This is a genomic window from Ruegeria sp. BE1 (assembly GCF_056538885.1).
Genome location: NZ_JBQFTY010000004.1, coordinates 242,654 through 262,708, shown reverse-complemented (window position 1 = coordinate 262,708; position 20,055 = coordinate 242,654). Strand labels below are relative to the sequence as shown.

Annotated in this window: 21 protein-coding genes; 16 read left to right on the top strand and 5 right to left on the bottom strand. The window is 59.7% G+C overall.

What is annotated here, in order from left to right:
• The first annotated feature begins 9 nt into the window (after positions 1–9).
• The 14 genes from ACR0J5_RS14070 (at position 10) to ACR0J5_RS14005 (ending at position 13,403) form a co-directional block, all read left to right on the top strand.
• Complete coding sequence (locus ACR0J5_RS14070; protein WP_480654357.1) at positions 10–1,803, top strand: gamma-glutamyltransferase family protein; 1,794 nt, start codon at positions 10–12, stop codon at positions 1,801–1,803.
• 1 nt (position 1,804) lies between these two features.
• The gene (locus ACR0J5_RS14065) at positions 1,805–2,554 is read left to right on the top strand and encodes a DUF1028 domain-containing protein (protein WP_480654355.1); all 750 of its coding nucleotides are present in this window, start codon (positions 1,805–1,807) and stop codon (positions 2,552–2,554) included.
• Positions 2,555–2,557: 3 nt separating this feature from the next.
• The gene (locus ACR0J5_RS14060) at positions 2,558–3,391 is read left to right on the top strand and encodes a sulfite exporter TauE/SafE family protein (protein WP_480654353.1); all 834 of its coding nucleotides are present in this window, start codon (positions 2,558–2,560) and stop codon (positions 3,389–3,391) included.
• Positions 3,392–3,393: 2 nt separating this feature from the next.
• Positions 3,394–4,104 (top strand): FadR/GntR family transcriptional regulator, encoded by a 711-nt coding sequence (locus tag ACR0J5_RS14055; protein ID WP_480654351.1) that lies wholly within the window; start codon positions 3,394–3,396, stop codon positions 4,102–4,104.
• A 42-nt stretch (positions 4,105–4,146) separates the two neighbouring features.
• On the top strand, positions 4,147–5,289 hold the full coding sequence (locus ACR0J5_RS14050) for an NADH:flavin oxidoreductase/NADH oxidase (RefSeq protein WP_480654349.1): 1,143 nt from the start codon (positions 4,147–4,149) through the stop codon (positions 5,287–5,289).
• Positions 5,290–5,389: 100 nt separating this feature from the next.
• A complete protein-coding gene (locus tag ACR0J5_RS14045; protein WP_480654347.1) occupies positions 5,390–6,421 on the top strand; it encodes a GlxA family transcriptional regulator in 1,032 nt (343 codons plus the stop codon).
• A gap of 92 nt (positions 6,422–6,513) precedes the next feature.
• Entirely contained in the window at positions 6,514–7,653 is a 1,140-nt protein-coding gene (locus ACR0J5_RS14040) for an aromatic ring-hydroxylating oxygenase subunit alpha (RefSeq protein WP_480654345.1), read from the top strand.
• Positions 7,650–9,179 carry a choline-sulfatase gene (gene betC / locus ACR0J5_RS14035; protein ID WP_480654343.1) on the top strand — a complete coding sequence of 510 codons (1,530 nt, stop codon included), beginning with the start codon at positions 7,650–7,652 and terminating at the stop codon, positions 9,177–9,179. The genes ACR0J5_RS14040 and betC overlap by 4 nt, the downstream gene beginning before the upstream one ends.
• Positions 9,179–9,976: an SDR family NAD(P)-dependent oxidoreductase gene (locus ACR0J5_RS14030; protein WP_480654341.1), complete on the top strand. Its 798-nt coding sequence runs from the start codon at positions 9,179–9,181 to the stop codon at positions 9,974–9,976. Before betC ends, ACR0J5_RS14030 begins: the two co-directional genes overlap by 1 nt.
• Positions 9,976–10,710: an SDR family NAD(P)-dependent oxidoreductase gene (locus tag ACR0J5_RS14025; RefSeq protein ID WP_480654339.1), complete on the top strand. Its 735-nt coding sequence runs from the start codon at positions 9,976–9,978 to the stop codon at positions 10,708–10,710. The genes ACR0J5_RS14030 and ACR0J5_RS14025 overlap by 1 nt, the downstream gene beginning before the upstream one ends.
• Entirely contained in the window at positions 10,710–11,642 is a 933-nt protein-coding gene (locus tag ACR0J5_RS14020; RefSeq protein WP_480654337.1) for a 3-hydroxyacyl-CoA dehydrogenase NAD-binding domain-containing protein, read from the top strand. The genes ACR0J5_RS14025 and ACR0J5_RS14020 overlap by 1 nt, the downstream gene beginning before the upstream one ends.
• Positions 11,643–11,887: 245 nt before the next feature.
• Positions 11,888–12,529, top strand: coding sequence for a Crp/Fnr family transcriptional regulator (locus ACR0J5_RS14015; RefSeq protein ID WP_480654335.1), 642 nt, complete (start codon positions 11,888–11,890; stop codon positions 12,527–12,529).
• 65 nt (positions 12,530–12,594) lie between these two features.
• Positions 12,595–12,795, top strand: coding sequence for a YgaP family membrane protein (locus ACR0J5_RS14010; RefSeq protein ID WP_480654333.1), 201 nt, complete (start codon positions 12,595–12,597; stop codon positions 12,793–12,795).
• Positions 12,792–13,403, top strand: a complete 612-nt coding sequence (locus ACR0J5_RS14005) for a rhodanese-like domain-containing protein (RefSeq protein WP_480654331.1) — start codon at positions 12,792–12,794, stop codon at positions 13,401–13,403. The genes ACR0J5_RS14010 and ACR0J5_RS14005 overlap by 4 nt, the downstream gene beginning before the upstream one ends.
• On the opposite strand, the gene ACR0J5_RS14000 is transcribed toward ACR0J5_RS14005, so the two are convergent.
• The 4 genes from ACR0J5_RS14000 to ACR0J5_RS13985 all read right to left on the bottom strand — a co-directional run bounded on the left by ACR0J5_RS14000 (position 13,400) and on the right by ACR0J5_RS13985 (position 16,156).
• Complete coding sequence (locus tag ACR0J5_RS14000; RefSeq protein WP_480654329.1) at positions 13,400–14,542, bottom strand: TIGR01777 family oxidoreductase; 1,143 nt, start codon at positions 14,540–14,542, stop codon at positions 13,400–13,402. The two genes, ACR0J5_RS14005 and ACR0J5_RS14000, sit on opposite strands and share 4 nt — an antisense overlap.
• Positions 14,543–14,635: 93 nt before the next feature.
• A complete protein-coding gene (locus ACR0J5_RS13995; RefSeq protein WP_480654327.1) occupies positions 14,636–14,887 on the bottom strand; it encodes a hypothetical protein in 252 nt (83 codons plus the stop codon).
• Between the two features lie 9 nt (positions 14,888–14,896).
• Positions 14,897–15,541, bottom strand: coding sequence for a DUF4166 domain-containing protein (locus ACR0J5_RS13990; RefSeq protein ID WP_480654325.1), 645 nt, complete (start codon positions 15,539–15,541; stop codon positions 14,897–14,899).
• A 51-nt stretch (positions 15,542–15,592) separates the two neighbouring features.
• Positions 15,593–16,156: a GbsR/MarR family transcriptional regulator gene (locus ACR0J5_RS13985; protein WP_480654323.1), complete on the bottom strand. Its 564-nt coding sequence runs from the start codon at positions 16,154–16,156 to the stop codon at positions 15,593–15,595.
• A 154-nt stretch (positions 16,157–16,310) separates the two neighbouring features.
• On the opposite strand from ACR0J5_RS13985, the gene abiEi reads away from it, so the two are divergent.
• Together abiEi and ACR0J5_RS13975 are read left to right on the top strand one after the other, a co-directional pair.
• Positions 16,311–16,859, top strand: a complete 549-nt coding sequence (gene abiEi / locus ACR0J5_RS13980; protein ID WP_480654322.1) for a type IV toxin-antitoxin system AbiEi family antitoxin — start codon at positions 16,311–16,313, stop codon at positions 16,857–16,859.
• Positions 16,852–17,784 carry a nucleotidyl transferase AbiEii/AbiGii toxin family protein gene (locus ACR0J5_RS13975; protein WP_480654320.1) on the top strand — a complete coding sequence of 311 codons (933 nt, stop codon included), beginning with the start codon at positions 16,852–16,854 and terminating at the stop codon, positions 17,782–17,784. Before abiEi ends, ACR0J5_RS13975 begins: the two co-directional genes overlap by 8 nt.
• A gap of 39 nt (positions 17,785–17,823) precedes the next feature.
• Here ACR0J5_RS13975 and ACR0J5_RS13970 read toward each other — a convergent pair whose 3' ends face one another.
• Complete coding sequence (locus ACR0J5_RS13970; RefSeq protein WP_480654318.1) at positions 17,824–19,914, bottom strand: tetratricopeptide repeat protein; 2,091 nt, start codon at positions 19,912–19,914, stop codon at positions 17,824–17,826.
• Positions 19,915–20,055 lie beyond the last annotated feature (141 nt).

Below are 20,055 nucleotides of genomic sequence, written 5' to 3'. Positions count from 1 at the left end.
AGAGCTACCATGACTGAATTCACCACCCGCCCCGAGATCCGAGGCACTTTCGGCGTCGTCACCTCGACCCACTGGATCGCCTCGGCTGTGGGGTTCGGTATTCTGGAAAAGGGCGGCAACGCCTTTGACGCCGCCGTGGCCACCGCGATGACACTGCAAGTGGTCGAGCCGCATCTGAACGGCCCGGCAGGCGACATGCCAGCCCTTTTCCACTCGGCCAAGACCGGTAAAACGCAGGTGCTGTGCGCGCAAGGCCCCGCACCCGCAGCGGCAACGATTGAGCATTACACCGGGCTGGGCCTGAACCTGATCCCTGGTTCGGGCCTGTTGGCGACCGTGATCCCCGGAGCCTTTGATGGCTGGATGCTGATGCTGCGCGATCACGGGCAACTGCCGCTGCGCGAAGTGATGGAGCCTGCCATCGCCTATGCCCGCGACGGCCACCCGGTTCTGCCGCGCGTCGCGCACACGATTGATGGATTGTCTGACTTCTTTGAGGACGAGTGGCCTTCATCTGCCGAAACATGGATGCCGGATGGCAAAGCCCCCGAGCCGCACAGCAACTTTGCCAACCCCGCGCTGGCGGCGACCTATGAGCGGCTTGTGACGGATGCCGAGGCTGCCCATGAGGATCGCGCAGATCAGATCGACGCCGCCCGCCGGGCGTGGCGCGAAGGGTTCGTGGCCGACCGCATCTTTGACTATCTGGCCGATGCCAAGATCATGGATGTCTCAGGCCAGCGGAACGCCGGTGTCATGACGCGCGCGGATATGGCCGATTGGCAGGCGACCTATGAGGATACGCTGACCTACGACTATCACGGCTGGACCGTCCACAAGACCCACGCCTGGAGCCAGGGTCCGGTTCTGTTGCAGGCCTTGGCGATCCTTAAGGGCATCGACCTTGGGTCGATGGACCCCAACGGGGCCGAATTCGTCCACACAATCATCGAAGCGATGAAGCTCGCCTATGCGGATCGCGAGGCCTATTACGGTGATCCCGATCACAGCGACATCCCGATGGAGTATCTGCTGAGCGACGCTTACGCTGCCGAACGGCGCGCGCTGATCACTGCGGATGCCTCGCAGGAACAACGCCCGGGCCGGGTGCCGGGATATGAACATCTGGCCGACGCCTATATCGCCCGTGCGGCGCGCGATTTCTCGGCCAGAACCGGGGCCAGTGCGGGGGAACCCACCATGTCGCACTTATCCGAGAAACGCGGTGACACCGTGCATCTGGATGTGATCGACCGTTGGGGCAACATGGTGGCCGCGACGCCCTCGGGCGGGTGGCTGCAAAGCTCGCCGGTCATTCCGGGGCTGGGTTTTCCGCTGAATAGCCGGGCGCAGATGTTCTGGTTGGAACCGGGCCTGCCAACCTCTCTGGCACCCGGGCGCAGACCGCGCACGACGCTGACGCCCAGTTTGGCGGAAAAGGACGGGGTGCAACTGGTGTTCGGCACACCCGGCGGCGATCAGCAGGATCAGTGGCAGCTGATCTGGTTCCTGCGCTTTGTGCATTTCGGCTTGGGTTTGCAGGAATGCATGGACGCGCCGCTGTTCCATTCGATGCACTTTCAGGGTTCGTTCTATCCCCGTGCCGCCGCCCCCGGCGAGATGATGATCGAAGCGAGTTTCGGCGAGACCGTGATCGAGGACCTGCGCGCGCGCGGCCACAAAGTCACCGTGGCCGAGCCATGGACGGTGGGCCGCCTGACCGCCGCCTTGCGCGAAACGGATGGAACCCTGCGCGCGGCGGCGACGCCGCGGTTGATGCAGGCTTATGCGGTGGGGCGGTGACATGACCTATTCCCTGATCGCAAAAGACCCCGAAACCGGTGCCATTGGCCTGATCGTGGCCAGCCGTTTCTTCGCCTGCGGAGCGCGGGTGCCCTGCGTTGGCGCGCGCAGCGCGATTGCCTCTCAGGCGTTTTCCAACCCGGTCTGGGGGACCGAAGGGTTGAGACGTCTGGAGGCAGGCGAAGCAGCCCAGGATGTTCTCGATGACCTTGTGCAGCGCGACGAGGGGCGCGCTGCACGCCAGGCGCATCTGATGGACAGCCAAGGGCGCTTCGCCGCCTTTACCGGGGCAGATTGCATCGACTGGGCCGGGCATCGGATCGGGGCGCAGCATTCGGTTGCGGGCAATATGCTGGCCGGGCCGGACGTTGTGGATGCCACCTTTGAAACCTACGCCGCCGAGACCGCGATGCCCTTTCCCGAACGCCTCATGACCGCGATGGAGGCGGGCGAGCGCGCAGGTGGTGACAAGCGCGGCAAACAAGCCGCCGGTCTGGTCATCCACCGGGGTCAATCGCACGCGTGGCTGGATATGCGCAGCGACGATCACGCCGACCCATTGGCCGAGCTGCGGCGGCTGTATGATGTGGCCGGAGAACGGTATCTGCATTTTGTCGAGGCGATGCCCAGCGAACAGAATTTTTCGGGCAACCCCGACCGGACCGCACTGGATGCCGCGATTGCGGAGGCCGAAGCGAAACGGCGGGCCGAGGGGCGGGTCAGCCGCTCGCTGGCCAGCGATCCCGCGTGATGCATGGGCGGGATTGAGCTTTCAACCCTTGCGACCCTGATCGCCATAGCGGGTGCCGCCGGCGTGTTCGGTGGCATTCTGGCTGGCCTGCTGGGGGTTGGCGGCGGCATCGTCATCGTCCCGGCGCTGTATTTCGCGCTGTCCCTGACCGGCAGCGATCCGGCGCTGACCATGCAGGTGGCGGTCGGGACCTCTTTGGCCACCATCGTCTTTACAGCCTTGTCCTCCAGCTGGGGCCATTACAAACGCGGCGCACTGGACATGGCTCTGCTGAAACGCTGGGCTCCGGCCATTCTGGTGGGCGTGATCATCGGCGGGCTGCTGGGCGGTGTGGTCAGCGGCTATATTCTGGTGGCCGTCTTCGCCACGGTCGCCGCGCTGGTGGCGCTGGACATGATCTTTCGCAAACCCGGCAACTCCGACACGCCGCGCAGCTTTTCGCCTCGTGTCTGGGCCGCAACCGGTGTCTTTGCCGGGGCGATTTCGGCAATGATGGGCATTGGTGGCGGTACGGTCTGTGTGCCGGTTCTGAACTTTCTGGGCTATGACATCCGCCGCGCCGTTGGGACCTCGGCCGCGATCGGGTTCGTTATCGGCCTACCGGGGGCGCTGATCTATGCGGCGACGGGGCTGGGGCAAACCGGCTTGCCGCCATTCTCCGTCGGTTATGTCAACCTGATCGCCGCGGCGCTGATCATTCCGCTGACCACCAGCTTTGCCCATGTGGGGGTTCGCATTGCGCATACGATCTCGCAACGTGCTTTGCGCCTTGCCTTTGGGGGCTTCCTGATGCTTACGTCGCTGCGCATGTTTTACGACCTGATCGGAGCGTTCTGACCTTGGGGACCTGTCCTACCGATACCGAGCTGACCGCTGCCCTGCGTGCGGGGATCGACACTGGCGATTTCCTGAAGAACGGCAAACTGCTGCCTGAACGCGCCTTGGCCGAGGCGCTGGCCGTGACCCGCGCCCGCATGCGTCGCATTCTGGACCAGCTTGAGGAAGACGGCACCGTGTTTCGCAGGCACGGGCAGGGTACATTTGTGTCGCCGCCCCCTGCTGTGGGTGCCAGTCCCTTTCGCACCGTTGCGGCCAAGGTGATGCCCCGCGATGTGATGGAGGTGCGACTGGAAATCGAACCGGCCCTTGCGGCCCTTGCGGCACAGCGCGCCACGGCCAAAGAGTTGCGCACGCTGGAACAGCTAACGCGGGCCACTTTGGACGCGGCAGATACTCAGGCCTACGGGGTCGCGGATGACGTGTTTCACTACAAGATCGCCGAGCTTGCCCATAACCCGCTGTTCCTGACGGTCTATGATTCAATCCGCGCCGTGCGCAAGCAATCGGCCTGGACCCAACAACGGGAAACACATTACTCGCCCTCGACACTCGTGCGTCTGGGCGAACAGCACGAGCAGCTGTTCAGCAGCATCGCAGCGCGGGACAGTCAGGCCGCTGCCGAGGTCATGCAATCGCATCTGCTGTCCGTGTCGAACGCCATGCTGCGTGACAGGACCTATGGCCAGACACCCAGCATGATTGAGGATTAATCCGACCGCCGCAGAGGCGTAAGAACAGGTTTGAACAACGAAATGCCCAATCTTTTCAGCAGCCTCCAGCTTCGCGATGTCACCTTCAAGAACCGCATCGCGGTCTCCCCAATGAGCCAGTATCGCGCGCAGGAAGGGCAGGCCAATGACTGGCATCTTGTGCATCTGGGACGGTTTGCCATGGGTGGTGCGGCGCTGGTCTATGCCGAGGCCACCGCGGTCACGCGCGACGGACGCCGCACTGTCGGCGATCTGGGGCTGTGGGATGACAGCCAGGTCGAACCGCTGAAACGCATCAGCGCCTTTATTGAACAGGAAGGCGCAGTGCCGGGGATACAACTGAGCCATGCGGGTCGCAAAGCGTCTGAGCGTCGCCCCTGGCACGGGGAAACGCCACTGGATGATGTGGACGCCTCAGACCGGGGCGAAGAGGCGTGGCCCGCATTTGCACCCTCGGCCCTGCCTTATGCCGATGGATGGCCGACCCCGCGTGAGATGACCGAAGAGGACATCGAAACTGTCATCGAAGCCTTCGGTAACGCCGCCGGGCGCGCCCATCGCGCGGGGTTCAAAGTGATTGAGGTCTACGCGGCCCATGGTTTTCTGGTGCATCAATTCCTGTCCCCAATCACCAACCAAAGGCACGACAAATGGGGGGGAACGGCCGAAAATCGGATGCGGTTCGCCGTTGAGGTCGCGCGCGCGATCCGCCGAAACTGGCCCGAGGATTTGCCGCTGGCTTTTCGACTGTCCGCCACCGACTGGCTTGAGGCCGGTCTGACCATCGAAGACACTGTGGACATTGCCAAAGCACTGAAATCTGCGGGGGTGGACCTGATCGATTGCAGCTCGGGCGGGATCGGGGGCAAAGAACGCCCGCAGCGGATGACAATCACCCAGGGTTTTCAGGTACCCTTTGCCGCGCAGGTACGGGCACAGGCAGACATGCCGACCATGGCCGTCGGGTTTCTGTGGGACACCAACACATGTAACGCGGTGATCGAACGCGGGGATGCCGACATGATCGCCCTTGCCCGAGAGTTGCTGGACGATCCCAACTGGCCGCTGCACGCCGCCGCACAGCTGGGCGAGGGCGACAATCATGCGCTCTGGCCGATTGAGGCTGGCTGGTGGCTGATGAAACGCGACCGGCTGCTGTCCAAGCTGGGTCTGCGTGAGGGCTGAAGGGACGGGCGTTTCTTCCCAGTGAATTTATCTCGCCATTAGTTTTACATCACTGGCCATGCCATTTACGGTTGCAGCTCAGTCAATCGGAGCTGACACAATGGCTGGTCACGATGACACTCTAAAAACAACCGAATTGCGGATCGCGGTCACGCCGTATTTTAACATGGCTGCCACGATGTCGTTTCTCGACCCGTTTCGTGCCGCCAACTATCTGGAAGGTATGCCACTGTTCCGCTGGAAGATCGTATCCGAGTCCGGGGGTATGGTGGTTGCCAGTAACGGCGTGGATATCAGGACCAGCGGGTTCACCAAAGCGGAAATGAACAAGGCCGATATTGTCTTTGTCTCTAGCAGTTGGGAACCGGAGCGGCATGTCTCTTCTGCGTTACGTGCGTGTCTGAGAGATGCTGCCAAGCGGCAGGCCATTCTGGGGGGCATAGATACCGGTGCCTACATTCTGGCCCGCGCCGGTTTGCTGGAAAACTATACGGCAACAGTGCATTACGAACACATAGACTCGTTTCAGGAACTGTTCCCCAACACCGGTATCAGCGAGGCGTTGTGGGTCATTGATCGCCGACGTGTGACCTGTTGCGGTGGGGCGGCGTCACTTGATCTGGCGTTACATCTGATTCAGCAATCCCATGGCAGCGCCTTGGCCAATGCTGCCGCGCGCTATGTGTTTGCACCGCCGGTGCGCGGCCATGGCGCGCGGCAATTTCCCCAAGACGCTGAGCCTTTGGGGAATTCGGTGCCTTCCGCCGTGCGGGCGGCTATTCAGGTGATGGAGACCAACCTTGAGAACCCCTTGTCGATTGCTGATGTCTGTCAGCGCGTGGGCCTGTCCCATCGGCAACTGGATCGCTTATTTGCCCAATGTGTGCGCAAAACCCCCAGGTTGTACTATCGCGATATTCGCCTTGATCGGGCACGGGGCTTTGTCACGCAGACCGATCTGACCATGTCCGAGATCGCCTTTGCCAGCGGCTTTTCCAGCCAGGTCCATTTCAGCCGCGCCTATAAGGATCGGTTTGGTCTTCCCCCCAGCAAAGACCGGATACAAGGCCGTATACCGTTCGAGTTCCGGGCGTGGCCGATGCACCGCGCCCCCAGGGGTGTGGCGAATTAAGAACAACAGATGGCCAGCCATGTAAAGCCTCTGACGCTGATACGGGAAATGCTGACAGGCAGAAATTCTGATTCTCGTCACAAGGACAGCACATGGCTCAGCTTCCAGATCAGCGCGCGTTTGAGATTATCAAACAGGGCTACGATCCAGACCCAAACCGTGCCCTTTCGCTGCGCAAAGAAGCATATGTTGACCCAGAATGGTATGAGGTCGATCGCAAGGCCATCCTCGCCACGTCCTGGCAGTGGGTCTGCCACGTGGAAAAACTGCGCACGCCGGGTTCTTATGTGACGACGCAGATCGCAGGGCACCCCATCGCTGTCCTGCGTGATCGTGAGGGCGAGCTGCGGGCCTTCTACAATGTCTGCAAACACCGCGCGCACGAGTTGTTAAGCGGCGAGGGTGAAACCACGCGCATCATGTGCCCCTATCATGCCTGGGTTTATAAGTTGGATGGCCAGCTTGTCCGCGCGCCTGAGACCGAGCATCTGGAGGGGTTCAACCCGCGCGAAATTTGCCTGGATTCGGTGCAGGTCGCCGTGTTTGCTGGGTTCATTTTTGTGAATCTCGATCCCGACGCCGCACCGCTGGCCGCGCAATCGGGCAATCTGGAAACCGAAATCCGCCATTGGGCACCGGATATTGAGCAGCTTACCTTTGGCAAGCGCCTGACCTATGACATCCGGTCGAACTGGAAAAACGTCGTCGATAACTTTCTGGAATGCTACCATTGCCCAACCGCGCACAAGGATTTCTGCGATCTGGTGGATATGGATACTTACAAAGTTACGACCTACGGCATCTATTCCAGCCATATGGCCGAGGCCGGGCAGAGCCCCAATTCCGCCTATGACGTTTCAAACGCGACAGTGCGAACCCACGCGGTCTGGTGGCTTTGGCCGACCACGTGCCTGATGCGCTATCCCGGCAGGTCCAGCATGATTGTGCTGAACATTATCCCGGTGGGCCCTGATCGCACCTTGGAGACTTATGATTTCTTCCTTGAAACACCCGAACCCGACGCAATGGAGGTAGATGCCATGCGCTATCTGGACGAAGTGCTCCAGGTTGAAGACATCAGCCTTGTCGAAAGCGTGCAGCGCGGGATGGAGGCACCTGCCTTTACCCAGGGTCGGATCGTCTCAGACCCGTCGGGGTCGGGTAAGTCGGAACATGCCGTGCACCATTTCCACGGGCTGGTTCTGGATGCCTATGCGCAGGTGTCCCCGTGACGCGGCCCAATATCGTCGTCGTGATGGCCGACCAGCTGGCCCCACACTTCATCGGCGCATATGGCCATAAAACCGCCAAAACACCCAACATAGATGCGCTGGCGGCGCGGGGGGTGCGGTTCGATGCGGCCTATTGCAATTCGCCGCTTTGCGCGCCCTCAAGGTTTGCTTTCATGTCGGGCCAGTTGGTCAGCCGGATCGCGGCCTATGACAATGCCTCTGAATTCCGAGCCAGCGTGCCAACCTTTGCCCATTACCTGAAATCACTGGGGTACCGCACCTGCCTGTCCGGCAAGATGCATTTTGTCGGCCCCGATCAGATGCACGGGTTTCAGGACCGCATCACCACGGATATCTATCCTGCGGATTTCGCCTGGACCCCCGATTGGGAGGCCCATGATGAGCGGATCGACAAGTGGTACCACAACATGCAGACGGTCAAGGAAAGCGGCGTGGCCGTCGCCACCTATCAGACCGACTACGATGACGAGGTTGAGTTCGCCGCCCGAAGGTGGCTGATAGACCGGGGCCGCGATCATGCCGCGGGGCGGGCTACGCCGTTCTGTTTGGTGGCCAGCTTTATCCACCCGCATGACCCCTATGTGGCCAAGCCGGAATTCTGGGATCTCTACAACGATGATGAGATCGACATGCCCGAAGGGCTGCCTTTGGACCAGCATGACCCGTTTTCACGCCGGGTAATGGAGGGGATCGAGGCCTCGACCGTCGCACTGACCGAGGAAGAGGTCCGCCGCGCCCGTCGTGCCTATCTGGCCAATGTCAGCTATTTCGACAGCAAGGTCGGCGCGATGGTCAAGGCGTTGGAGGAGACCGGCCAGATCGACAACACGGTGATCATTGTGACGGCTGATCACGGGGACATGCTGGGTGAGCGAGGGTTGTGGTACAAGATGACCTTCTTTGAACACTCGGCTCGGGTACCGCTGATATTTGCCGGTCCCGATGTGGCGCAGGGATCGGTTTCCAATGCCTGTTCCCTTGTCGATCTGTTGCCGACATTTCTGGAACTCGCCGGGGGTGGGCGCGATATGCTGGGCGAGCCTATCGATGGCCGATCCCTCATGCCCCTTGCGCGCGGCGAACCTGCAGCAGAGGACGAAGCGATTGCTGAATACTGCGCCGAGATGACGCCCTGGCCCGTTTTCATGATCCGGCGAGGAACGTTGAAGTACATCCATTGCGACGTGGACCCGCCGCAATTATATGACCTGACCCGCGACCCTGAGGAACGGACCAATCTTGCCGTTCACCCGGATTATGCAGCCGTTGCCGCCGGTTTCGCGGCTGAGGTGGCCGAGCGTTGGGACAGTACCGCGCTGCGGCAGGACGTCATGCGAACCCAAAAATCCCGCCGCGCCCTGCATGCCGCGATGGAGGCAGGTGCGTGCGAGCCATGGGACTATAACCCGCCGCGTGATGCCAGTCAGGAATATGTGCGCAACCATATGGATTGGACTGTGGCCGCCGCGCGTTATCGCTATCCGCCCACCGAAGAAACATCATGATGGGCATGCAGACAGGCAAAGTGGCGCTTGTGACCGGTGGGCGCGGCGGCATTGGACGCGCCATCGTTGATCGGCTGACACAGGAAGGGGCGGTCGTCTACGCAGCAGACCTCAGCGAAAGCGGCTCGATGTCAAATGCGGGTGAGTCGGCGAGCCGTTTTGTCCAGCTGGATGTTACGTCGGAACCCGAAACCATCGCCGCGATGGGGCAGGTTCGCAAGGAACAGGGTAAGCTGGACATTCTGGTGAATGCCGCAGGGATCGAGATCGAAAAGACCATCGAGGAGACCACCCTTGAAGAATGGAACCGCTCTTTCGCGGTCAACGTGACCGGCACGTTTCTGACCTCGAAACATGCGCTGCCCCTGATGCGGGTAGCCGCGAAAGAGGGTCACTCGGCATCACTGATCAATTTCGGTTCATATGACGGGTTCATCGCCGATCCCGGTCTGGCCGCCTATTGCGCCACCAAAGGGGCCGTTCACGCGCTGACCCGGGCCATGGCCTGCGATCATGGGCCGGAAGGTATTCGGGTCAATGCGATCTGTCCGGGGTATATCGACACGCCCATGCTGCAGAGCTTTTTTACCGGTGACGGGTCGGGCGGGGGTGGCCAGACCATCGATCAGTTGCAGCAGGCGGTCCGCGACGTGCATCCCATGCGCACCTACGGCACGCCGCAGGATATCGCAAACCTCGTCAACTGGTTGGCCAGCGACGAGGCGCGCTATGCCAGCGGCCAGCTCTGGGTTCTGGACGGCGGGCTGAGCGCGCAGGTTCAGCAGATGCGGCTATGATGCGGCTGGCTGGAAAGCGGGCTTTTGTCACCGGCGGACGCCAGGGGATCGGACGCGCCATTGTCGAGGCTTTTCTGACCGAAGGCGCAGAGGTGACCACCTGTGGGCGCGGGGCAGGGCCGGCGGATTTGCCCTGTGATTGGCTGAGCCTTGATGTAACTGACCCGGCTGCAGTGGATCAGGCGGCCCATCATCTGGGTGCTTTGGATATCCTGGTGAACAACGCGGGGGTGCAGGTCGAAAAGACAGTGACCGACAGTACAGATGCGGATTGGAGCCTGGTTGTCGATGCGAACTGCCGGGGCGTTTTTAACTGTTGCCGGGCTTTCATCCCGACCATGCAACCCGGTGCAAGCATCATCAATATCGGCTCAATTTCGGGTCAGGTCGCGGACCCGTGCATGGCGCTTTACAACGCGTCAAAAGCCTTTGTTCACGGGCTGACACGCTCCATCGCTGTGGATCATGGCCCGGAAACTCGGTGCAATGCCATTTGCCCGGGCTGGATCAACACAGGCATGCTAGAAGCCGGGTTCGACCTTGCAGACAATCCCGCTGCCGCAAAACGCGACGCGATTGCGCGGCATCCTGCGCGCCGGTTCGGCCAGCCGCGTGATATTGCATCAATGGCGGTTTGGCTGGCGTCAGACGAGGCAGGTTTTGCCACCGGTCAGCTTTTCACTGTCGACGGGGGCATGACCGCCGCGTCCCCCCTAAATCCCGGGTTATTTTGATGTCTGATGTCTCGCATACAGCTGTTCTTGGGGGCGGAGTGATCGGGGCCAGCTGGGCGGCCCTGTTTCTGGCCGCAGGCCGCTCGGTCACCGTGTATGACCCCGCACCGGACACCGAAGAAACCATCCGCGCCGCGATCGAAAACGCCTGGCCCACTTTGGACAAGTTGGGACTGACCAAGCGCGGCACACCAGACGCGCTGTATTTTGCGACCACCGCTGCTGAGGCGGTTGAGGGCGCGGCTTTCACGCAGGAAAACGTGCCCGAACGCGCCGGGATCAAACGCGCGCTTTATGCCGAAATCGAGCCCGCCTTAGGCGCGGATGCGATTGTCTCCAGCTCCACGTCGGGAATGACCTTAGAGGCCTTGCAGGCCGGTTGGGCCGACCCGGCGCCGTTGGTCCTGGGCCACCCTTTCAACCCGCCTCATCTGATCCCATTGGTGGAGCTGACAGCAAATGACCGGACAGGGCAGGGCGTATTGGAGCGTACAGAGGCATTCTATCAGGATATCGGAAAGGTCACGATCCGGATCAATAAGGGAATGCCCGGCCATGTGGCCAACCGCCTGCAAGCCGCCGTCTGGCGCGAAGCGGTGCATATGGCGGTGGAAGGCGTGGCCTCGGTCGAAGACATCGACAAGGCAATGTGGGCCGGCCCGGGTCTGAGGTGGGCGGCCATGGGTCCTACGATGCTGTTCAACCTCGGTGCGGGTGATGGCGGCCTGCGCGCATTTTGCGACCATTTCCGCGATACGTTCAACGGGTGGTGGGACGATCTGGGTCAGCCCCACCTCACGGATGAGGTCATCGAGACGCTGGTGCAGGGTGTTCAAAGCGAAGCAAACGGCCGATCCACTCGGGAACTGGCGGCAGAGCGGGACGCATTGATCGTGGCAATGCAAAGATCGTTGAGCGACTTGCGAACCTGATCGAGCGGTCAAACCCCTGCGTTGCGGATCAACTATCAGAAGGGTTTCAAATCAAACTGGAGTGTGAAGAAATTCGCCACAGAACTGAAAGTTGATTGTGAACTGCGGCCATCTTCGTCCGTGGTCATCGTCACAAACTGGCCGGGCAATAGCGCTGTGTCGGTTCGTCGAATTTCAGCGGGTTCAAAAGGCGGTTTTGGTCGAGTAAAACCGGTGGAACAGAGCTCAAAAAAACGGGCAACCCCATGACTTTGCAACACTGGAGCAACGCGATCCTTGATCGGCTTGAGGCTGAGGGAAAGCAGATCGAAATCAAGGACGGCGCTCGGCTGTTCGCCCCTGGAGCCTATGGTGAGGTGTTCCTGATCGTGCGGGCGGGTATTGTTCGTGTTGAACAGACCAGCCCATCTGGCCGCACAGTCGTTTTGTATCGTGTGGGGCCGAATGAAAGCTGTGTGATGACGACCTCATGCATGCTGTCCGACATACCTTATTCCGGGTTTGGCTATGCCGAGGGGCCCGTGACTGCGCTGGCCATCGGTCGGGAACGGTTCAACACGTTGCTGGCCGAGGATGAGGCGTTTCGGGCGGCTGTCTTTATGGCCTTTTCGCAGCGCATAGTCGAACTGTCCCAGGTCATTGATGACCTGCTGTTGAACCGGATGGATCAGAAGCTGGCGCTTTGGTTGCTGGAGCGCAGCGCGGATGCGCCAGAAATCCATACCACGCATCAACGCATCGCAACCGAGCTTGGCAGCGCGCGCGAGGTCATGTCCCGTATCCTCAAGGATTTTGAACATCGCGGATGGGTGTCGCTGGAACGGGGGGTGATCCATTTGCAGGACCGCGCAGCCCTGCGGTTTCATGCCAAAACTGGGTCTGTGTGATCTGGTCACATATCGCCCGCGGGAAACCTGCGATTCTCCGGTCAGATGATCAAGGAGATTCGACCATGCAATTCACATCCAATGTAGGCTCGATTGACCGGGTGTTGCGTTTGATTCTGGGCTTTGCCCTGATCGTTCTGGCGTTGACCGGAACCATTGGGCTTTGGGGTTGGCTGGGCGCGGTATTCGTTGTGACGGCCTTCATCAAGTTCTGCCCGATCTATGCAATGCTGGGTTTGTGCACTGACAAAAAGGCCAGCCAATGACAGGGCGTGTCTATCCGTCACGGCGGTCGATTCTGAAACTGGGATTGGCCAGCGCCTTGTTTGGCTCGCCTTTGCTGGCTGCCAATCCGATAGAAACCAAGGTCGATCCGGGGCAATTGTCGGATCGGCAACGCACCCCGCTGGGGCTGTATCTGACCCCATCCGAGGCACATAACGCGTTGCAGCGCGATCCGGACATCCTGTTCGTGGATGTGCGCGATCCAATCGAGATTTCGTTTGTCGGCCATCCCGAGGGCTTGGACAAGATCATCCCGCTGGGTCTTGTGACACATCAGGTGGACCCGGTCAGCGGTCAATACCGGATGCGGAACAACGCCAATCTGGTGGTGGAATTCGATGCTGTTCTGACCGAACAGGGAAAATCCAAAGACGAACCGATCTTTGTCACCTGCCGGTCTGGCGCGCGATCGGCGGTTGCTGTGCGCTTGTTGGCCCAGGCGGGCTACACGAATGTCTGGAACCTGATTGAAGGGTTCGAGGGCGACAGGGACGCTTCTGGTCGCCGCTCAGTCAACGGGTGGCGCAACGCCGGATTGCCGTGGGGCTATCAGTTGGAGCCCGGCGTTGCGTGGCAAGGGTCACGCTAGATTGGCCGCTTTTGAGGGGCAGGGTGGCCTTTGACCACTTTTGCCCCCGTAAGCGTGGCCAGGGCAGGGGCCAGATACGGGTGAATGAAAACAAAGCCTTTGGCCTGCAACACATTAGGCAGGACACGCTGACCGCTCAATAGGGTTTCGCGCCCCATTTCACCTGCAAGCGAAGTGATCAACCAGCCGGGTGCCCGCAAAAAGACAGGGCGGCGCAGTGCCCTGGCCAGTGCGCGGGTGAAATCGGAGTTTCGCACCGGATGAGGGGCCGTTGCGTTGACAGGGCCACTGATATCCGGGCGCGACAGGGTAAAGGCGATGGCCCGCACAAGGTCATCCAATTCAATCCACGGCATCCATTGCCGCCCGTCCCCCAATTGGCAACCGCCGCCAAACTCGAACGGGGTCAGCAGGCGGCCCAGTATTCCGCCCTGAACGCCCAGAACAAGCCCAATGCGCAAGTAGACAACGCGCACCCCTTGCTCTGCGATCGCGCTGGCCGCCGTTTCCAATGCGTCACAGACCTGATGCACAAAGGCGGGGGAGGGGGGTGCGGCCTCGGTCAGAGGCTCGTCACCCCCAAGCCCGTACCAGCCAACCGCCGATCCGTTGATCAGGCTGGACGGTTTGTGGTTCAGCCGTCGGATCAGGGCATTCAGTGCCTGCGTTGTATAAACCCGCGACTGGATGATGCGCTTTCGCTTGCGGGCCGTCCACAACCCATTCGCCACAGGTTCTCCGGCCAGATTGATGATGGCATCAAAGCGTTCCGTAGTGCTGATCTGGCTAAGATCAGAGATCAGACGCACCGGGTGGGGCAGGCCCTCGGCCCGGCATGGGTTGCGAGTCAGAATGGTGACGTGATGCCCCGCCACGACCAACGCCTGCACCAACCGTTGGCCAATAAAGCCGGTCCCTCCGGTGATCAGCAGGTGCTGATGGGGCGCCAGGCTTGCGACCAGTGCCGCAGGTTCGCCAGTGACCAGCCGCGCGCTGCGTTCAGCGGCCATAAAATCGCGCAAGCTGAACAGACCGACACCCAGCGCGGCCAGCGTGGCCATTGCGCTCCAACCCCCATAGCTGACCAGTATCAGGGCCGAAGGCAGGGCGGACCACGCCCAAAGATAGGGCGCGGCCAATGCCAGAATGGCACCATAGTTCAGCGCCAGAAGGGTATGGTTGACCCGCTCGGTGGCGGGCAGACGGCGGGTCAGATCCTCTTCTACGAAATCTCAAAGGGTGATCAGCACCTCAAGGATCAGGATCGCGGTCAATGCGATGGCAAATGCGCCATGAGGCTCAAACCAGGCCAGAGACAGGAAGATGACCGCATAGAAGGCATTGCGGATCGCATGCAGGCGCAGCTCGGTCTTTTGTGAAGGACGCCAGGCCAACCTTTCTGTGCCTTCATGATGCACCAGAGTGTCAAACGCGCCCATGAAAATCTGGATGGAGATCAATGTCCAAAGCAGGGGGTTGTCCATGGTAAATCCTTATCTGTCGTGAAAAAGGGCGTCTTGCCGGATGAGTTCTCCGAACAGGCGGCCGTGCAGGGATAGGGAAAACAGGAATTGCCCATTGCCCTTGTCCTCATGCGTTATGGTCAGATGACCGGGTTGCAACCAACGGGGCAGCCGCATCTTGCGGGACCCGATGTGCAAAAAGTAATGCACGCTGTGAAAGCGGATACCTTTGGGATTTGCGCTGACCCGCAGGGCCATTCCAATACCGGCCCCGATGTATTCCTCGATCCCAGTTGGACCTGCGAAGCGTTTTGAACTGTGTATAACCTGCGGGAACCCTCCTTTGCGGCCGTATTGGCGTACCCAGAACTGGCCACAGCCCGCGCGATCTTCAGTCACGGTGACAATAGCGGGTTGCCCGACGCAGGTTGTGTCAATTGGCAGGGGGCCACCGATCAGCCTGGCGATTTGCGCCAATACCTTGCCCATGAATGACATGCGCATGGACATCACCTTGCCCTGGTAAACCACGCTTGCGCCATCGCTCAGGCGGTGGCCAAACCGGCGCTGTACGGATCGGGGCAGAGTGGACCATGCGGCGGCACCGATCAGGTCGCGAAAGCGGGTGTCTTCGGTTCCGACTGCATGTCGCGAGAAACTGTCTTGGTACATCATTCAATATCTCCTGATATTTCTGTATAAACAGAAATAAGTATCCAAAATTTTTTACGTCTTGGTTTTCTTTCCACCAATTTTCAAAAGAGAGACGACCTTGTCGCCCATTTTCATCAAGGTCGAGAGTTTGGATTTCGGCACAGACAACATCTGATCCGACCATTTGTCTGCGGTGTTCAAAAAGTCTTGCATGTTCTGCATACGCTCAAGCACGACGGGATTCAGATTCCGTTCCGTCTCGGCCTGCGACACGCACAAATCAATGGCGCGCATCGCGGGGTCAATCTCGCGCTCTTTGCGGCCTTTGGCGATGAGCAGGGCCATCTCCCAAACGTCGGTTTCAGCGCCAAAATGCTCGCGTCGATCACCGGGAACCGGAACACGGTGGATCAGCCGCCATCCGACCAGTTCCTTGAGCGAGTTTGATACGTTCGACCGGGCAATGCCCAACTCTTGCGAGATTTGTTCGGCATTCAAAGGCGTATCGCTGAGGTACAAGAGCGCGTGAATCTGCGCGACCGAACGGTTCACGCCCCATTGGCTGCCCATGTCGCCCCAATATAAAATGAATTTGGATCGGGCGGACGATTCGGATATATCTGTTATTTCTGTCATAACAGAAATTAAGGGCAGGTCGATAACGGAGTCAACACCCAGACGTTCGGTTGACGTTTGCTGCCGTCAAAGGCGGGATGGTCAGGTCACGACGATGCTCTTTACAAGTATACAAAAATATCCCATAAAAGGGATATTCAGGTATACTTGATCTATGAAAAGCACAGACGCGCATCGGATTTTATCAGATTGGGGACGTAAGGGCCGGGTGGTCTTTACCACAGCTGACTTGCGCAAATTGTTCCCGGATGACACGGATCGGGCTTTTCGCAAGGGGCTTGAACGCCTGATAAAGTCGGGTGACCTCGTGCGGGCGGCCAATGGTGTTTTTGTCCATACCAGATCAAACAGGACAGGCGTCGACCTTATCGAAGAGATCGCTGTCGCCATCCGCAGGGGCAGCTATTGTTATCTCAGCCTGGAATCTGCTTTGTCGGAGTATGGTATCATTTCTCAGATACCACTGGCGGGAATTACTGTGATGACCACAGGCCGGTCCGGGGTATTTCAAACCCCTTTTGGCCGCATAGAGTTCACGAACACCAAGCGCAGCCCCTTGGACATTTTGGAAAACACGGTGGATGTGGGTCGGCCCTTGCGTCTTGCCACACCTACCGCCGCTCGGCGGGATTTGCTGCGTGTCGGGCGCAACACGCATTTGATTGATGAAGAGGCCTATGAAGACGTGATGAACGATGGTTGAGCAGGTTGACCTGAAGGCGTTGGTTACGCTGGCCCTAAGGGAACAGCCTGACATGGCCGGCCTTGCGCCTGTCGTGACCAAAGAGCTGATACATTATGAAATCCTGTGGTGTCTGGATCGCGAGGGTTTCCTGAAAGATCTGGTGTTTCATGGCGGGACTGCCCTGCGTCTGTGTTATGGTGGCAACCGGTTAAGTGAGGACTTGGATTTCACCGGAGGACCGGACTTTAGTCAGGCGCAAATCGACGGCGTTGGGGCGGCGCTCGAAAAACATCTGACGGCCCGGTATGGGCTTGAGGTGTCGGTGCGCGATCCAAAGGCGCGGACTGAGGATGGCCGACCCGTCGAAGTGGACACCTGGCAGATCTCGGTCATTACGGATTCCGGCCGAAGGAACCTGCCGCGGCAGAAGATCAAGATCGACATCGCAACAATGGTTGCGCAGACCCGCGATGCCCAAGCCATCCTTAGCAATTACCCGGTGCTCCCGACCGGTCTTGGAAATCTTCTGGTTCCCACGATGAGCAAGGACGAGATATTTTCGAACAAGCTCGTCTCGCTTCCGGCGTCTGTGCATCAAAGGCGCATTCGCTTTCGCGATATCTGGGACCTTGGCTGGCTGCAACAAAATCAGGCTACGCTGAACCCCGATTGGCTTAGGGCACGGGTCGATGAATTTGGTCTTCAGGATTACCCCGAGCGCATAGACAGGACGAAATCCATGTTGCCCGCGTATTTGCAGGAAGGCGCGTTTGCTTCGGAGATGCGGCGGTTCCTGCCGCAGGACGTCGCATTGCGTACCATCGAGGACAGGGATTTTTTGACCTATCTGGAACGGACCGTTTCCGATTTGTTGGACAAAGCAGTGCGGGCCTATACTGGTGAGACGGCTGCCCAGGCGGACGCAATCCGGTTCAGGATGTAGGATTCACTGCAAACGCACACTGCCCGCGGTAAAAGACGGTCAGAGGCGGTTATCCCCAATTGTTTCGATCAGCGGTTGCAAGTGGGCCTCGTAGCGGCGCCATTTCTCTTTTGAGGTGGCATAAAGCGGCTGGCGTACTTGCTGAACGCTGGCCGTGCGTACCCGGCGTTTTCCAGTGTAAAACTCAAGGCAGTTGTCCGACCATTCCAGCCCGCAAAAATCGGTGATTCCGCGCGCGACCGTGTCAATGTCGTCGACCAGATCCTCGTACCGGATCGTATGAATTGCGCCCTCGGGCAGAACAGCCTGCCAGTGCTGCATCAGCCGCACATAAGAATTATAATACTGACCCAGCTCAACCTGATCATAGCTGTGTAGCTGGCTGCGTTCGAACAGGCGGGTGTAGCAGGACAGGCAGATATCCAGCGGATCGCGGGTGATGTGAATGATGCTGGCATTGGGCATCAACGCGTGGATCAGACCGACCAATTGGAAATTCGCGGGCATTTTGTCGACAACATGCGGCGCATCGGCGCCAAGCCGCGTGAGCATGGCGACGTAATCCTCGGCCCGCCGGGTCAGGTCAGCGCCTGTCATACCCGCAATTGCCTGCGGGACATTGGTGCGCCCGTCGGGCAGGTTGCCGAAAAGCTGCTGCAGATCGTTCAACTCGCCAGCCCCTGTGACCAGCGGATGGGCGTCCAGAATGGATTCCGTCAGAGTGGTGCCAGAGCGGGGCATGCCCAGTACAAAGATCGGCTTCGCGCTTGGAATGGCGCTGCGGCGCAGTTCGGCGATGCGATCTGCGTTGAAAGTTGCGATCAGAGCCTCGGTTAGCTTTTCGGTCTCGGCCGGATCGTAGTCGATCAGCGACCGTTTCAGCTTGGCCCCTTTTTCGAACTGCGCGAACGCCTCGTCATAGCGTTTGAGCTTTTCATAACTGTCGCCCATCGCGAAATGATAGGATACGGCCTTTTGCGGCAGCATTGCGTCGGCCTTTGGTAACGCGGCCTCAAGCGCCTGAAAGACGGGGCTGTCTTCGGTGATCTTGTCCAGCCGCACCAGCGCGATCTGTGCGCTCAGCGGATCATCCGAGGCGTCAGCTGCTGCATTGAACACTGCGCGCGCGCTGTCGAAGTCGCCCTGTTCCATTGCCAGATGCCCCAGAGCCAGCCGGCTGGAGGTCATGTCCGGTTTGAGCTCAAGCGCTCTGTTATAAAGGCGCTTGGCGGCCTCTACGTCCCCCAGATGCGCCTTGACCAAAGCCATTTGATGACAGGCGGCGGCGTTATCAGGGTCCAGCGACAGGGCCTGCTCGACTTCGATCAGGGCCAGTTTCGGATGGTTCTTTTCAAACAGAACCTGCGAGAGGCCCACAAAGCTGTCGGCTTTCTTTCCATCCAGGGAAATCGCATTGCGAAATGCGTTCTCGGCCTTGTCCAGATCGCTTTGCAGCATGAAGATCCGGCCGAAATTGCGATGAAGCTCGGGATCGTGCGGTGCGGATTTGGCGTGGGATTGGGCCACGGAACGCGCCGCCTCCACGTCTTCGAGTTCGATCAGGACGGAAATCAGGTTATTTGCCGTCTCGGAGGAGGCCGGGTTGATACGCAGGGCCTGCCGGTACCGCTCGGTCGCTTTGGCACGATCACCCAGATCGCGGGCGATACTGCCGAGGTTATTCAGTGCGCGGTCAAATTCCGGCGATATAGCCAGGGCCCGTTCCTGCGCCTGGCGGGCCGATTCCAGCTCTTCAAGGTCGTAGTAGACCAAGCCAAGGTTCGAATGCGCGGCGGCATGCCCCGGGGCCAGACGTACCGCCCGCTCACCAGTGGTCCGGGCTTGGTCCAGCTGTCCTGCGCTGCGCAAAATCTCGGTGTAATTCGCCAGGTAATTTGCATTGTCGGGGCGCAGTTGAATGGCTTGCGCCACCGCCTTGACCGCCGGATCGCTCTGGCCGGTCTGGAACGCAATAAGCCCCAGCATATGATGCGCGTCCGCGTGGTTGGGTGCGGTTTTGACGATTTCAGACAACAACGACACCGACTGTTGCAGCGCGCCTTTCTCATAGTGCGACATGGCCATCGCAAAGGCGTCCTGAATCGAAATCCGCTGCTGCTGCGCCGTCATGGATCGGCCTCCTCAAACCCGTTGCCCAATTGATTTGGGTGGTCGCTTATTACGCGTCAATTCATGGCTGGTAAACCAGCCCCGGCCCAGCGTCCATCGCTTTGAGTGTCAGGTTTGCCTCACCTGATGCCAGGCGTGAGG